This is a genomic window from Ignavibacteria bacterium (assembly GCA_016873775.1).
Classification (GTDB): Bacteria; Bacteroidota; Ignavibacteria; order UBA10030; family F1-140-MAGs086; genus JAGXRH01.
Genome location: VGWC01000003.1, coordinates 1 through 17,220, shown reverse-complemented (window position 1 = coordinate 17,220; position 17,220 = coordinate 1). Strand labels below are relative to the sequence as shown.

Annotated in this window: 9 protein-coding genes; all 9 read right to left on the bottom strand. The window is 37.9% G+C overall.

Features of this window, described 5'->3' with window-relative positions:
• Positions 1-29: 29 nt before the first annotated feature.
• Positions 30-575 carry an HNH endonuclease gene (locus tag FJ218_00695; GenBank protein MBM4165438.1) on the bottom strand — a complete coding sequence of 182 codons (546 nt, stop codon included), beginning with the start codon at positions 573-575 and terminating at the stop codon, positions 30-32.
• 144 nt (positions 576-719) lie between these two features.
• On the bottom strand, positions 720-1,589 hold the full coding sequence (locus FJ218_00690) for a hypothetical protein (protein ID MBM4165437.1): 870 nt from the start codon (positions 1,587-1,589) through the stop codon (positions 720-722).
• 70 nt (positions 1,590-1,659) lie between these two features.
• The gene (locus tag FJ218_00685; GenBank protein MBM4165436.1) at positions 1,660-5,001 is read right to left on the bottom strand and encodes a biopolymer transporter Tol; all 3,342 of its coding nucleotides are present in this window, start codon (positions 4,999-5,001) and stop codon (positions 1,660-1,662) included.
• Between the two features lie 35 nt (positions 5,002-5,036).
• Positions 5,037-8,270: a T9SS type A sorting domain-containing protein gene (locus tag FJ218_00680; GenBank protein MBM4165435.1), complete on the bottom strand. Its 3,234-nt coding sequence runs from the start codon at positions 8,268-8,270 to the stop codon at positions 5,037-5,039.
• A 63-nt stretch (positions 8,271-8,333) separates the two neighbouring features.
• The gene (locus tag FJ218_00675; GenBank protein MBM4165434.1) at positions 8,334-9,542 is read right to left on the bottom strand and encodes a PorV/PorQ family protein; all 1,209 of its coding nucleotides are present in this window, start codon (positions 9,540-9,542) and stop codon (positions 8,334-8,336) included.
• Between the two features lie 48 nt (positions 9,543-9,590).
• Positions 9,591-13,670 carry a type IX secretion system sortase PorU gene (gene porU, locus FJ218_00670; GenBank protein MBM4165433.1) on the bottom strand — a complete coding sequence of 1,360 codons (4,080 nt, stop codon included), beginning with the start codon at positions 13,668-13,670 and terminating at the stop codon, positions 9,591-9,593.
• 258 nt (positions 13,671-13,928) lie between these two features.
• Entirely contained in the window at positions 13,929-15,419 is a 1,491-nt protein-coding gene (locus FJ218_00665) for an NADH-quinone oxidoreductase subunit N (protein MBM4165432.1), read from the bottom strand.
• Between the two features lie 40 nt (positions 15,420-15,459).
• Positions 15,460-15,786 (bottom strand): hypothetical protein, encoded by a 327-nt coding sequence (locus tag FJ218_00660; protein MBM4165431.1) that lies wholly within the window; start codon positions 15,784-15,786, stop codon positions 15,460-15,462.
• A 65-nt stretch (positions 15,787-15,851) separates the two neighbouring features.
• The coding region (locus FJ218_00655) for an NADH-quinone oxidoreductase subunit M (GenBank protein MBM4165430.1) at positions 15,852-17,220 on the bottom strand (1,369 nt) is incomplete at its 5' end.

Below are 17,220 nucleotides of genomic sequence, written 5' to 3'. Positions count from 1 at the left end.
ATTCAATCAAAATCTTAAATCTGAATTCATCAATGCATAAACAAATATGGTTTCCATCGGTCATCAAAGTTTCCCATAAAATGCCGAATAAACGTAACGTGATTGGGACGTAACGGTTTTCTTCCTAATGGCATTTGCGCTTCCTCTGGAGTGCGGTCGCCTTTTTTGTTATTGCACGAAACACACGCGCACACAAGATTTTCCCATGTTTCTTCTCCGCCGCGCGCTTTTGGAATTACGTGGTCAAGCGTAACAGTCATTTCCAATCTACCGCAATATTGACAACGATGTCCGTCTCGACGAAGAATATTTTTACGCGAAAGAATTATTTTTTTGTACGGAATATGCACGTATGAAGAAAGGCGAACAATACTCGGATACGGCATAGCGTTGCTCACTGAACGAACAAGTTTTCCATCGAATGCTTCGATGAGTTCTGCTTTTTTCAAAAAAAGTAAGATAATCGCTTTTTGAATATTGCAGACGCTTGCCGGTTCATAATTCTGATTAAGAACAAGAACTTTGCCGCTTAATTTGTTCTGCGAACGAAATGAATGTAATGATGAACTAAGTATGCTGAAAACACAACCCTCCTGAAATGAGGTTGTTGAAAAATAGTAAAAATGTAAAGAGAATATAAGTTATTTGTCTGTAATTTTTCAGCGTTTCTTCATTGAAATGAATTAAACTTTCCTCATCAGGATTCCTGAGTGGATAATTCAGAAAACTATTTTCATTTTCATTACGGGAAGTTCATACACCCCAAGTAAATCTCTGTGCTGTTCAAAACGCAGTGATGTTGAAAACTGCGCATTGAACAAACTCGCGCTCCACGCAGCATCGAACGAACTTAACAAATGATTTAACAAAATGAGATTCACTGCGCGTTTTGATACGGAATAAAGATCATTTGCTTTCCCGCGTTCTTTACTGTACGATAAAAACTTGGGAGATACTGTTAAATCATAAATTTTATTATACCCGGAAAACGTTGAATCAAAATCGCTCCATCCAGCGCGAAATTGTTGATACTTACCGATGAGTTCAAAATATTGCTGTTCTCCATAGCGAGGCAACGTATGCGAAAACCCTCCGCCTACTGCGCGCTCAAAAGCATTTAACTTTTGCCAATCAATTCGCTGCCATGGAGGAAGAGAAACATTATTGCTGGTAATAATTTCATCAACCAAATCTTCCGCAATAATTCTATCATTGACATCCCACCCGGAAAGATTCTCTTTACACCATTCAACATATTTTATGACACTCCATTCTTTGTTTGCAATACTTTGATAATACTTTGTTTGGTCAACTCCTTTTTGATTGTAAATCAAACCGAATGTAATTCCTGTAACTTCAGCCACAAAAAATATTCCGCTTTTCCAATAACTCTCGGAATAATATTCTCCAACTCCAGGAAGTAAAAACGATAATCCTGCGGCAAGTAATGGAGATTTTCGTTCGCTGTATATTTCTTTGCGATTTTGTTTCGAAACAATAATTACTGATTGTTCGGCAAACAAATCTATTCTTGCATTACCCGAAAAAAAATATTTCTCCTCCACCGATGTTTGTGAATTTGATTCCAAAATCAAAATCAATTGCAAAACACATATCCCAAGTACATACTTACACTTCAACATCATTGCTATTTTTTTCTTAGTCAAAATCAAAACCAAATAATATTCCGAAATAAAACCGCCACTCTTTTCCGTACGTAACAAGTTTATTATTACGTGTCATTCGTTGAAATTCATCAAGACCATACGCCGCCGTAAAAAAAATACGAGTCGGAAATGCATACCACGAAAATGCATCGAGTCGAAGTTCTCCTCCTATATCCCTTTGAAATTTTTGCTGTTTGATAGAACCTGTTGTCCACGCATTTCCTGCATCAAAAAATACAGCACCATAGAGTTTATCGAAATACAAATGCGCCACTCGAATATCCATATTCTCCCACATTGGAAAGCGATACGTAGCGTTAATAGCGGCAATGCTATTCCCACCAATGGCATAATACGGATATCCTTTCATTCCGACTAAACCGCCAAGATAAAAATCGAAAAAATCATCTTGCACTCCGCCGATAATTTTTCCTGCACGAATCAAAGTTGCTAACGTATGTTTCCAACCGGGAAGTGATGTGTACTCATTCCACTTCAATTCGACACGTTGAAATTTTGGCTCTTCAAAAACACGTACAAGTTCGCCTTTTTCGATGACATATTCTGGATTGAATTTTGAAAATTCGTAATCGTATTGAAGAAAAATTTTTCTTCCGCTCGGATTAATTTCCATAAACCGAGAAAGTGCAATCGCTTTGTAATCCCATCGCAGCGAAAGAACATTTCCAACATAATATTCTTCTCGCGAACCGGGAATAGAAATTGGGTCAAAAACGCCGTCATCAGGATCGTCAAAAAGGAAAGTTTCAATTCCGCTCGCATATCTACTATGTGTGTAGCGCAATTCACAACCCAAATTTTCTGAAAATAATTTTTGTTTCAGCACAACATCAAATTCAATAAGATTAAACGACACATCCAAGTCAAGCGGAATCGGATTATCGGGACGAAGTATCGCCGTGAATTCTGTTGTACGGGAAATGTTGTATGCCTCAAGCGAAAGAATTGGATCCATTCCCAACTGAAAGAAGAGAGGAATTTTATCACGATACTCAAAAATGAAAAACAAATCACGTTCCAATCGCGTATTAATAGCCGCTCCGCCAAACAATCCATATTTATCCAGCACATCATTGGAAACAAAATACACTCCCGGCTTTATCAAACTTATTCCGCTCGCTTTTTCACTGTAATTATCGAAACGGAAAAAAGGATAAAACGTCATTGAAGTAAAAATATTTTTATACGTGCGCGATTTCGGTTCCGATAAATTCGCATCATCAAATGAACGAATTTTTTCCCAATCAATGTTCGCCGATTTTTCTTTTAATGCAAGAAGAAACGATGATGATTTATTTTCTTCTTTCACATAAGAATTATTTTCTGCAGAAATATTTTGCAACGAATCGAACCAAGAAATTTTATATCCGCTGGAAGTATAAGAAGCAAATGCAAGTTGATTTTTTTCATTCACCGAAGGCATAAATGCGCCGCCGAGAACATTCGTCAATTGCGTTGTGGATTTTGTTTCGAAATTGTATTCATACAAATTGAAAATTCCAGTTTTATCGCACGCAAAAATAATTTTATGACCATCGGGAGAAAACACAGCATTGCGTTCATCAAAACTTGTTGCAAACAAAAACTCGAGGGAATCATTTTCAACGTTCAACACCGCAACATCTCTTCCATCTTTAATTGAATAATCGAAAAGAATTTTTTTTCCATCGGGAGACCATTTGGGATTATACACTTGTTCACCGTTGGAATAATTTGTTCTACGTTTAAAATTTTTTCCGTCGCTATCACTTGTGTATAAATTTATTGTTCCATCACTTCCTGCAACAAACGCAATCATTTTTCCATCGGGAGAAACAGACGGAGAATTTGCTCGCCAACCGTACGAGAAACGTGTTTCATCTTCCTTCTCAATATCGTACACATATAAATCATGCTGCTTCGACCAATGTTTATTATCAGAAGTTGTTTTCGAGTAAATAATTTTCTTTCCATCGGGAAACCATGAAAAGTTTGAACGAACTCCGCTGACTAATAATTTTTCTTCCTTCTTATCGACATCGTAAAGATAGAACGATGACAAACCAAAATAATCTGCTTCTTTGTTGGAAATGTACGCGAGCATTCCACCATCAGGAGAAAATTGTGGATAGAAATTTCCAAAACCGACATCGGTAATAATTTTTCCTTCCACCAACTGTTGACGGAGTGCTTCTGTTCGTTCACCGTATGAAGATTGTAAATGTTGTTTCCATTCATTATACACTTCTTCCCCATTTTTTCCCGTTGCATCTTCAATCGCTTTGTCAATCGTAATTGTCGAAAATTTCGAAAGCGAGCGAGAAATTCTTTCTACAACATCTTGCCCGTACTTCTCGCTGATGTATCGCACGAAATTAAATCCTGCATTGTACGATGATTCGTTTCCCAAACTCGTTTTTCCGAACACCGACATTTCATTCCACGTAAGCATATTGCTATCGAGAGCATACATTCGCAAAATCATATCGCGATGCGCATCCCATTTATCATACGAAAGTTCGGGACGATTATATTGCGCAACTCCTTCTGCAAACCAACTCGGCACAATAAATCCCGAAATCGGATACGATGCAATCACATTCGGAAAACCGTACAACACATCGTTGCGGCGTTCTTCTTCGTAACCGAGCCATTGAAAATAAAACGCCGGAACTTTTCTTCCGAACTTCATCGCCGTTTGAATTTGAATGATATGCGTGAACTCGTGCGTTACAACATTGCGCAGCCAATTATGCGAACCGCGTAAATCAAAATCAAGCGATGTTGCCCAGATTTCTATTTTGTTATCATAAAAATAAGCGGCGCCATTTGCATAATCATCGAAGTCTTTTACTACAAAAGAAATTTTTTGGTCGGGTTCGTGATGGTAGAGCGACGTAATGGGAACATAAATCTCTTCTGCGATTTTTGCAATGGTTTTTGCAGTTCGTTCTGTTCCCGTATGATAATGAACGAAAAAATGTTTTGTTTCAATTGTTTTCCATTCGAGTTCGGGATGATAGAAATCGTCGAATTGAGAATAGAGATTAGAGGATGAAAGTAAAAGCAAAGAGCATAGAGCATAGAGCAAAATATTGTTTGCTCGTTTGTTTGCCCGATTGTTAAAAATGAAAAGAAGCAGTAAAAAAATATTACTAATGAACACTCCAAAAAAAAATTTCCGCGAACATCTGCGTAATCTGCGGGAGACTGTTTCCCGTAGATTGCGCAAATTATCGCTGATGTTAAATGATAAACTTTTAGTTTTTAAAGATGCCAAAATAACAAACAACCAATAACAGATAACAGTTATCTGTAATTTGTCATTGGTCATTCGTAACTCGCAACTCGCAACTCGTAACTTGAAACTCATTTAACAACCGCAATCTTAATTATCGTTTCGCCCGTTTGCGCTGCGCCTTTTGCTTCAATATGCGCAAAATATACACCACTTTGAATGTTTGCAACGTTCCATACCACTTCATTATCGAAGCCGCCAACGCCGGGAGGATTTTTTATTTCTTCCACCAAATCGCCGGCAAGGTCGAAAATTTTTATGCTCACTGTTGCATTGTCTTTCAAATAGTAACGAATCGTTGTCGTGTTATCGTACGCGGGATTGGGATAATTGTATGCACGTTCTTTCGGAAAAAAGGAATTGGAAATCGGATGAGACACGAGCGGCGCATCAATATATCCTGAGCCCTGCGCGTCGTGTTGAAATTGCGTCCATTCGGATTTCCACAAACCTGGCTTAACAGTTCCGGTTTTCCACGCATACACATTGCCATCATCGGAAGCAACGACAAGCGCAATCGTATCTTGGTATAAAGAAATTGCCGGTGTTGCGCCATTATTTTTTCCGCTCAACAACGGAAATCCGCTCAACATTTTTCCGCGACTATCATACGCAAATACCAATCCTTCTTGCGAAACACACACAATATCAATCTTTCCGTTTCCATCAACATCGGCGGCAAGCGGTTGTGCAAGAAATCGTGTTGTCGAAGTTGTTTGAATCGGAAAATAATCGAGCAACGAACCATTTGCATTGAACGCAAATATTTTTGTTCCGCTTACAACAACAATGTCGCGTTGACCATCGTTGTTGATGTCGGCAAAGATGGGAGAAGAAGAAATTGAATCGTTGGTTGAGATTGGAAAACCATCTACAATTCCTCGATAACCGGGTAAAACAACATCAACAAATCCTTTATAGAAATAAATTGTTCCATCATCTGACGCAACAATTAACTTTCCATTTTGATTTCCTACAACAATAGGGTTTGATAGAATTTTATTTACCTGAATTGAACCGGCAGTAGTGTGAAAGCCAATTCCGTCATTATTCACATTAAACTCGAATAGCAATCCTTTATATGTAGAAAAGAAAAACGTATTTGATTCTTTATAAATTGAATAAAAACCAGTATAGTTATCGGTTGTATCATTAAGTAATCTCGTTGAATCAACAGTATTTTGTCTCAATCTAATTGCATAAACATCCCCATTTGCAGCAGGTAAAGCAATTACAGAATCTGAAACCGAAGGCGAAGCAACAATATTTCTTGAAAAAGTTTTGGTAAATAACGTATCTGCAAATCCATCGCTATTGTTGTCTTCATTGTTGAAAACTTGTAAAGTATTTCTGCTTGCAACAATAATTTTATTTGAAGTTGTATGTAAAGAACATATTACCGAAGTAACAAATGACGGAGAAGGAAGTTGAGTAAACAAACCATTTATATTTCCCGTAGCAAGAACTTTTGTTCCGTCAAAATTCCACGCATAAACTTTTGATTTTGATGTAGTTTTTCCCCAATCTACTGTATCAATTGCTTGAGCGGAAATAACTCCATTCGTTACAACAACAATTTCATTTTCTCCGTCATTATCCAAATCGGCAACACGCACAGAATTTTTACCAAACTGTTCGCCAACATATTTCGGAAATCCTGCAAGCGGTTGTATTTCGTCATCACCAATTTTTACATCGAATGTCATAACCGAATCGCGTAAAGAAAAATTCGTCAATGAAATATGCGAGTTCGCTCCATCGTTGCTTTTGGAATTGGGAAACGATGTCGGCGTAAAATCATCGGAGAATTTTTTCTTCATACGCAACGGATTATTTTCGAACCAAAAATCAAACGCGCTTCCGCTTCCGATTACTGCGCCAAACACGGTATTCAACACTTCGCCAATATCCTGCGCTCCATTTGCTTGTTCCAAATCCACACCGCGATGATTTACATCCGCATTAATTTCATTCGTCGCGTATTTTTCTTCTATCACGTTTTCATCAATATGCCATACGAGGATGCCGCCGTTATACCAGTTGTGGTCTTCATCAAAACCGCCGGGCAAACTAAAATCGAATTCATCCACGTCGAGAATTGTTCCGTAAAGTGAATCTTGATTTGTCGAAGAAAATCCTGTTGTGTCGCGCCAAAATGCTTTACGAACTATGTCTCTATTTGGCCCTTGCCGCATCCAAACAATCGTGCTGTCTTTCTTCGCATCACGAATTCTATTTTCCACAAGAAAATATTCTTTCCCTGAAATCGGAATTCGTAGTACTGAATCTTTTTCTTCATTCAACGAAACTGCGGGAAGTGAAATTTCATTGCGCGATGCTAGAATTGTTTTCGGTTCGAGCCATCCAAGAAAATATTTCTCCCACGCCATTGGTTCGGGAGGAAAATATCCGTTCCACGCAAAAATTCCTTCGCCATCCATCAAACCGAAACGACCAATTCCGGAACGCCCGTTTTTCGTGTTGAACAAATCCGGCAAACCGAGGTGACTTCCGATATTCGAGCATAACATTCCGTTCAAACCGAATTGTACAAACACATCACCGCCAAACGATGAAGGCAAATATCTGCTTTCGGTTTCGGGAAGAATGAGAGAATTTTTTATATGATACGTTCCGTTCTCGACAGGTATGCCAAGATAATCATCGCCGAAATTTTTCTGCAAACTTTTCAAACTGCGATAAATCGTAGGAATGTCGAACGGTCGTGGATCATAACCGAATGTGCTTGCCAAATCAATATCGCGACCAACTCCGGCGTGAAAAAGAATAAATGCTGTGTTGTTGGAATCATACTGCAAAAAATTGATGAACGAATCTGCTCGACTCCACGCTTCAAGCATTAATGTATCGAGTTGAAAATATCTCTCACTCGACTTCAAAGGTGAATATCTTCGCATCGGTTTTTGCAAACGTATTACCGAATCGCACAACTGATATTCGATAAAGAGTTTATTGTTTGACACTTTCCAAAAATAATTTTTAGCAAACAGTAAATGGTCGTCAAAATATATTGAGTCGTGCGGAGGAGCATCAATTATTTTTTTTGTTGAATGAGAGGTATCAAAAAGTCCGTTTCCTGTCGTTGTTTCGATAGAATCCGGTTGAAACTCCACCATAATCGCAATGATATGCAGTGTTTCTGGAAATGAAGTGGAAGAAAGATTCCTCTTTAAAAAAGAATCATCCCGTTCGTGTGCGATGGGATGATTCAGTTGTAATGAGATTCTTTCCTGCTGCGAAAAAATATTTTCTGCAAAGAGAAAGAAAAGAAAAATTAAAAACATCAATGCGGACTTCCCATAGTTTGGGAAATTCAGAAGTAAAATGCTATGTATGTTCGGATAAAGTTAGTTTTGTAGTTCTGGTTCTTGTTCTGTACTTGCATTAATCGCTTCGAGACCGCCCCATTTCATTAACAATGTAAATCGAAGCGTTTCGGCAAGTGGGCTAAATTCACCTTTTACAACGCTAATGTAACTGAAATCAAATCCGTACATATCATACCGAAGTCCTGCACCGAATGTTAAGAAATTTCGATTGCCATAACTTGGGTCTTCATAAAACCAACCGAACCGAAGCGCAATGAGACGTGGACTTCCGTACCAATATTCAAGCCCCATTCCTGTCGTTACTTTTTGGAGAGCGTTTCCATCGGACCACGCGGTTATGAGAGACTTCGGTAAACCATCGGTAGGCAAAACTCTATCATCGGAATCTGGAGTATATTTGCCATCGCCATCTGCATCGAAAAAGTTCCTGCGGACAAGCACTCTGCTGAAATCTACATTGTATGTTAAACTATTGAATTCATCAGGAATAATATGAAATGCAAATGCTAAACGTACATTCGTTGGAAGCGGATCTGATTGGTCTTCGTCAATGTATGTAACTTTCGGACCTAAATTAGAAAGATTGATTCCTCCGCTGAATTTTATACGCACATCATCAAACGTCATTAACGCATCTTGAGGTTTATAAAACGTGCCAATATCAAAACTTACAGTATTAGCAACTCCTGTTCCTTGTTCTTCTTCAGTTCCAAACGGTGAGAGTGCGCTACGTATATATCGTAGATTAACGCCTACGCCAAGTTCGTCTAATACTTTCCATCCACCTCCAACGGTAAATGCTCCTTCGTATGCTTTCCAACGACCAAGTTCATCAGGTCCTCCGGAACCAGTTCGAATAAATTCTCCTAAATTCAAATACGTAATACTTGATGCGATAGTACCGCCCCAATCTTCAACATATGCTTTGTAATTTGCATATTCATAAAACAAATCGGAAAAACCAAACTGGGGAAGCCAATTCGAATGAGTTATGCTAATTTCTTCACCGTCTTGAAACGCAAGACCGGCAGGATTCCAATATATAGCGGATACGTCGTCGGATAAGCCGCCGCCCGATTCGCCCATTCCGCTCGCTCGCGCATTTGGTGAGATGAGTAGAAACGGAACTGCTGATTCACCTTGCGAAAAAATCGTAGGTGAATAAAGTGTTACGAAAACGAAGAGGGTAAATATTTCTATTATAGGTTTTCTTAATTGGTTGTACATTAGAGTTTTTCCATTTTTTGTAGTAAAAAATAATACTTTTTTTGTTAATTACCGAATAATGCTAAGTTTCCCTAACGATTCGGTTGAAAATTTTTTGTCCGTAGTTTTTGCGATGACTTTAAAGAGATATAAACCATTTGCTACTTCATCGCCATCACTGTCATTTCCATCCCAACGAATTTTGACAAAGTTATTGCTGTAACTATTACTCTTGAGCGATTGAATTTGCCTTCCACCCACTGTAAAAATTTTTATTTCTATGTCAAGAGGCGACGATTGATTATGGTGAAACGTAAAATATGTTTCTTTTGAAAAAGGATTGGGATAATTATATACATTTTCCAAAAACAGTTTAGTATTTGTTCTTACACGAAATTGTATCATAGCGTCCGCTGCGTTATTGTATGTATCCCATGCACGAATAGTAAGTTGATGTTCTCCTTCTTTAATATTTGAAAACTTGTATGTAACTTTTCCGCGCGTATAATCGTTCACTTCGCTTCGATAATATGTAGAAAGATTGATACTTTGTGGCTCATTATCAATTCTTGCTTCTAATTGATGTCCTATACCAACATCCGACGTATTGATACCATTACTATCAGATAACTCAATAATGAGCGTTGGATTATTGCTTACAATATCTCCGCTCCGAAACGACGTCGTATTGAAATATCCGATTATGGAAGGTCCTTGATTATCAGCAATTGCAGTAGGTTCAGTTTCTCCAACACGCACAAATTCTGTAATACCAAAACCATCTATCACTTGATTCCAAAAGTAAAGTGTAATACGCGCATTCATTGACGTGTCATAGGTAATATCTTTGGGAATTATACATCGCACTGTTGATACACCGTTTTGCACAGAAATAGTACCATTGAATAACAAACTTCCTTTTTTTATATAACTATATGCAACAGTTGAAGTATCAGGACCCTCGTCCACTATAATCATCTTTCTATATGCATCGTAAAGCGATAATAAACCACTTCCGGAAAACTGACTATTGAGCACCCCAGCACTATCTTTCACTCCAATGTGTATAAGCGGTTTCGACAATGCTTTTAAGAGTGGAGGATTAGTATTTTTTTTAGAAGTAGTACTAATACTATCAAACTGACCGTACGATTGTGGAAAACCGATTGTAAGCGCCGGATCTCCCATCAGAAAAAATCTGTTTTGGTTTTCATCTTGCCATGTTGTGCTTTTCAATGCAAATTTTGCAGCATACACAGCATCTCCAAAGCGTTTATATTTGAGTTTTCCATTCGTGCCTTCATCAAACATTTTTTGATATAACGTTTGATTCAATACTGCATTGGAAAACGCATATACTGCACGAGTTGCAGCGAACACTGCTATTGCTCCGCTCTCTTTTTTATTCACTAAAATCTCTGCGCTGCTTTGTGCACCGATGTTGTCAAATTGTCCAAAGTTGCAAGTTGCCGCAACAACAAACGGATATTTACCTTTGTTGGATAATAAAGGAATTGTTGTTTCGCGCGTAAATATTTGTTCGTGTGTCCAAACGCGCGGATTTCCATGTCCAGTAAAATTGATGACAAGCGCGCCATTATTCCATTCGGTAATTATTGCATCATTTGCAGTAGGCTTTCTTCTCCCTAATGACGAAGCAACCGTTGAAAATTCGGCAGAATAAATCTTCACTTTATCAAAAAGATTTGGCGTGTAATATTGCGCCAAATCATCCGCTTGATCATTATGTAACGTTCCTTCCTGCTTAAAATCATCGGCAACAAAAATTATTCTTGTATTCCATGCATCGCGAATTTCATTTGTTTCATATTCTATGATTTTATCTACAACGATTTTTGCTTCTTCTTTCGTTCTGACATTAAGTCTTCCTACTGCAATGTCAACATCCAATGGTGTAACGAATGCTCCAAAAAAATCGTCACTCGAATATGAATCAATCGGACTTCCGAAAGAATCCATTGTTTCCCAGGGAAGAATGAAATTTGTTCCCGTTGTTGTTACACGCTTGTAATCGAAATCTCCATCGCCAAAGAGTAACAAATATTTTGGGCGTTGCGATGCAACTGCCGTTTCGTACAGATATTTGATATAATTTCGAACTGCTCCTGCATCTTCCATCCCGGAAGAAAATTCATTGTAGATTTGTTGTGTCGTTACTACAACTGCGTTGAGTTTGTTCTTTGCAATGTTGCGACGGAAATTTTTCAACCGAGTTGCTTGGTCAAGAAATTCTAAATGTGTAACTAGTACATATTCAATTGCAGTTGTATCGCCATGCAAATTCTGATTTGAAATACGCTGAAATTGTGTAAGCGATTTGAATTCACTTGTTTCGTAAAGAAGAAATTCCGATATCGCGCCAATACTCTGTTGTGTTTGGAATGTGAATGTTCCATTTGCAATTTGCAAAGGAGTAACACGTCGTACATTAGAAAAATCTGTTACGTCAAATCCCATAACTGCGTTGGAGGAAAAATTCCCAACAGCATATTCAATGATTGCCGATGTATCGAATGCGTGAAACTGAAAAATATTATTATGCGCCTGCAATTTTCGTTGATAAAATATTTCCACCCAATCAATAAATCCTGTTCCCCCGGGCGAAGATGCATAACGAAATTTCAACCGAGATTGCTCTTCTGAAAAAACAGAACCAACATTCACTTGCGATGGATACCCGAAGGTGCAAAATATTCCGTAATAATTATTGACATTTACTCCGTTGATGTACGAAGTGAGAATTAAATTTTGATGCTCAAAAACTGAGAATAAAGACTGCGAAATCGAACGACCGGCAAGTGAAAAATTATACCGAAGCGCGCTTTGTGCAAAATATCCAGGCAACGAAAATGATTGCTCAACTTCATCCCCGGAATTTACGAGTTCACCGAGCCATTGTCTTCCCGATTGCTGAACATTGATTTTCTCTTCTTCGCGAAAGACTTTTCCTACCACTGATGTTGCCACGATTGCATTCTGCAAAGAAAGCAAAGGAATTGTATCCATTCGCTTTCCAGGCATATTACCATACGTTAAAAAATACGTATTTGTTTCGTCGTAGTAATGAATATAATGCGAAAACGTTTTCGTCGTAGTATCATAGTTCCATCCCTTGTTTCCTTTTCCAAAGAATACAATGTAATCGTTATCTTCAAAATTTCCGTTGTTGTTATTGTCCACAACAAGAATTGCATTCTCAATCAAATCACCGTAATCGGTAACATCAGCCGGATCTTCGGGAATTTCTTGGCCACCGTTGTTGTAAATTTTTATTGTTGAAACACTATTACGTGGAATTCCATTTGCTGAAAGTGTTGCGCCGGTAATTTTATACATTCCATCGTTTTCAATGGGAATCGTCCACCAATTTCCCGTTGCGAGAACACTATTAAATCTTGTTGTAGATTTCAATTTAGTTTGCGGATTCATTGTCCAATTTTTTGCTACATCGAAATTGATGAGATTGGTTTTCAAATTTTCAGAAACTTGTTTTCCATTTGCTATAAATTTTGGTGAAGGAAACTCAACACGCACGACAATACGAGAAAATTTTCTCAACTTTTTTGAAACAGGATTGTATTGATACGCCGAAAGATGAATTGTTGATTTTGCAATTCCTCCAAACTTCTTTGTTTCATCAGTAGAAAAAATTTGTTGGGGAAGAAAACTATTTTGCGAATAAAATTCTGATTTTGCTTCATACTTTGCTAATGGAAGATCTTCACCTTTTTCCCAAAGCGGAATCGGAACGAGATTTATATTTGCTACATCTTCATAATCGGTAGCAACAATTTCTACTTTAGCATTTTCAAGAGAAGGGACACCAAACGAAATGGCTCGTTCAAGAATTTTTGGAAAACCGCTTTCAAGACTTTTTGGTCGTATTGTATTTTCAACATTTACAACATCGAATGTTCCATTTTCTGTTTGTTGAGTTGAATTGGAAAGAAATTGAGGACGATATTCGAAAATTAAAACTTTTGCGTTTGATTCTTTCACTATAACATCACTTACTTTTCTCTCAACAGAGGAAAACGTGAAATTCAAAAAAAGAAAATATATTCCCGCAAACAATAGAGTAATTGTTTTACGAGAATTGGAAATATTTTTTCTGGAGTATGAAATCACGGACTAAATTTAAAATGAAAAACCGAATGTTTGATTTTTAACATTCGGCTTTTAAAATGCGAAAGCACGAAAATGTTAAAGGTAAAAATTTGCTTAAACTAAAATGCTTTTTCTTTATTATAAAACGAGTGAAAAAGCAAAAACCTTTAACAATATATCGTGCTGAAAAATTCCTAGTTTGTTTTTGTGATTAAATTATTGGTAAAAAATTACGGGTTTAATATATAAATTTTTTAATACGTAGCAAGTAGAAAATTCTCATTGAAATATTTTGACGCTTGCTTGTGCAAATTCTACAATTGGTGTAAAGTATAATCCGAAAAGAAGTGTTGGAATTCCGAGAATCATCAACCACACAATTTGCGGAACGGAAAGCGTAATGGGAAGTGAATCGCCTTCCGGTTGTTTCAAAAACATATTGCGAAAAACTTTTACATAATAGTACAGCGAAACAACACTGTTCAATGCGCCAATGATTGCAAGCACGTACCACTTTCCCGTAATGACGGAAGAAAAAATAAATAACTTTCCGATAAATCCAGCAGTCGGCGGAAGTCCCGTAAGCGAAACGAGAAACAACGCCATCATTACACAAACAAGCGGTGAACGATACGCAAGTCCTTTGTAATCTTCAACATCTTCACTGCCAAGTTTTTCTGCAAGAATCATAACGACATAAAACGCGCCGAGATTCATAAACAAATAGACGATGAAGTAAATCATAATCGCAGAAATTCCGCTGTTGCTCATCACGGTAAACGCCATCAACATATATCCCGCGTGCGCAATACTGGAATACGCGAGAAGTCGTTTCATATTGTTTTGCCACAGAGCAACGAGATTTCCTAACGACATTGTCAGAACGGAAACGCCGGCAATTATTGTTTGCCAATCAAAACCTTGCAATGCGCTTGTAAATCCTTCAGGAATTGCGTGAGAAAATGCAATCGCAAAAAATCGAATCATCATTGCAAATCCGCCGGCTTTTGATGCAACGGCAAGTAATGCAGTAATCGTTATCGGCGAACCTTGATACACATCGGGAGTCCAGAAATGAAATGGTGCGGCTGAAATTTTGTAACCGAAACCGACGAGTATTAAAATTCCGGAAAATAAAAGTGTAATAGAATTGTAACTTCCGCTTGCTAAAATTTTTTGAATTCCGTACACATCGAGCGAACCGGTTAATCCGTAGAGAATGGAAATTCCATACAACATTGCTCCCGATGCTGCAGCGCCAAACAAAATATATTTCAACGATGCTTCAGAAGAATCTTCTTGTTCGCGTAAGTATCCGGCAAGAATGTATGACGCTATGGAAGAAAGTTCGAGCGATAAATACATCATCAACAAATTACTTGCGCTTGTCATTAAAAACATTCCAAGCGTAAGCGCAACAAGCAATGAATAATATTCGCCAAGTTTTCTTCCCTTGGAATTTAACTCTTCCGATTGAAATGAAAAGCCGATGACGATTAGCGAACTAACACCTATAATCACTTTGAAGAATACAGAAAAAGAATCCACAGCATACATATTGCTGAATATTGATATTCCATTTCCAAATTCACAACGTAAAGCAGTCATTATGGAAAACAGAATTCCAAGAAAAGCAGAAAGTGCAGTAACGTTTTTTTGTTTGACTGTATCTCTAAAAATCAAACTTGCAATGAGCACGACGCAAAACGTAATCGTGAGAATCGTTTCTGCTTGAAAATATTTTAGACTATCGAGAATTTGTTGAGACATTGAAGTCAGTTAAAAGTTCAAAATTCAAAATAAAAAATTTTTACGCGGCTTTCGCTACAACTCCACTTACGCGAGGATTTCCCTCAACAATAATTCTATCTCCCCAATGAACAACACGAGTTTCTAACAAGTCAGCAATTTTCATCAAATCTCTATCGTGTTGATTCAGGATAATGCGAATTTTTCCGAGTTCATTTTCAACTTTATCGAACTTTTCTGAATGGCGATTTAAAATTTGTGTGTGTTCGCTAAGAATTTTTGTGTGCTCTTTTAAAATTGAGTTGGTTTCTGATTGCTGCTTCTTCATATCGCGAAGTTCATCGAGCATCATCGAAACAAGTTTTATGAGTTCACCATTTTCTTGCATAGAAATTTACACTTGAAATTATTGCAATACAATATGAAATGTTCAATATAAAATGTAAAATGATTTTAGTTTCCCAACATTGCAGAAGTTACGCCGCTTCCAGTTTTCACAACTTCAACAAGAGCATTGATGGAAGTTGTCATCATATCAATCATCGGCGAAGGATAAATTCCTAAAAAGATGACGATGATTGCAAGCGGAATAAGCATCACAAGTTCCCTCGTATCAATGTCAGTAAGTTCATTCCATTTTTCGGGAAGTGTTCCGAGAAAAACTCGTTGCAATGTCCATAGCATATAACCCGCAGTAAGTACAATTCCAATTGTGCTTACAATGGTAATTATCCGGATTGCATCACGTTCAAACGTACTTTGAAATGCGCCAAGAAATGAAAATGCTTCTGAAATAAATCCACTCAATCCCGGCAAACCAAGCGCGGCAAAGAATGCAATCGTCATAATACCGGAATACTTCGGCATTTTGTTCATCAATCCGCCAAACTCGTACAAACCGCGTGTATGCGCTCTATCGTAAATTACGCCGACAATCAAAAAGAGCATTGCTGTAACTGTTCCGTGATTAAACATTTGCATCACTGCGCCGGTAATTCCTTGTGTGTTCATCGCCGCCATTCCGAGTAACACAACTCCCATATGCGAGATAGAAGAATATGCAATCAGTTTTTTGAAATCTTCCTGCGCCATTGCAACAAGCGCGCCGTACACAATATTTATCGCGGCAAAAATTCCCAACGGAACGGCAAACCACGCAGTTGCATCGGGAAAAATCGGATAACATATACGCAACATTCCATACGTTCCGAGTTTGAGAAGAACTCCGGCAAGAATTACAGAAATTGCAGTCGGCGCTTCAACGTGTGCATCGGGTAACCACGTGTGAAATGGAAACATCGGAACTTTAATTGCAAAACCGACAAACATAGCAAGAAACGCAACATACCGCCACCACGTATGAATTCCTGCAAGCAATGAACCCGCCTCATAATTAGCAGGATTCATCATCAATAACATATTGAATGTGTGAACTTTTTCTCCGGTTGCTGGGTCAACATACGAAACACTGAAATACAACGCGATAATTGCAAGTAACATAAAAATGCTTCCTGCAAGTGTATAAAGGAAAAATTTTATTGCGGCATATTCTCGTCGCGGACCGCCCCAAATTCCGATTAAGAAATACATCGGCAATAACATCACTTCCCAGAAAACGTAGAAGAGGAAAAAATCGAGAGCGACGAACGTTCCCATCATTCCCGTATCGAGAAGAAGTAATAACGCATAATATCCTTTTACGGATTTTTCAATCGTGAAAGAAGATATCGCTCCGATGAGAGAGATTAGCGCAGTGAGAAACACCATCATCACGCTTAATCCATCAATGCCGATGAAATAATCAATGTCAATAGTTCCGAAC

Excerpts from the sequence above, each read along its gene's own strand:
- FJ218_00685 (MBM4165436.1), bottom strand. The coding sequence starts at position 5,001 with ATGACCAATGACAAATTACAGATAACTGTTATCTGTTATTGGTTGTTT.
- FJ218_00680 (MBM4165435.1), bottom strand. The coding sequence starts at position 8,270 with ATGTTTTTAATTTTTCTTTTCTTTCTCTTTGCAGAAAATATTTTTTCG.
- FJ218_00675 (MBM4165434.1), bottom strand. The coding sequence starts at position 9,542 with ATGTACAACCAATTAAGAAAACCTATAATAGAAATATTTACCCTCTTC.
- FJ218_00665 (MBM4165432.1), bottom strand. The coding sequence starts at position 15,419 with ATGTCTCAACAAATTCTCGATAGTCTAAAATATTTTCAAGCAGAAACG.
- FJ218_00660 (MBM4165431.1), bottom strand. The coding sequence starts at position 15,786 with ATGCAAGAAAATGGTGAACTCATAAAACTTGTTTCGATGATGCTCGAT.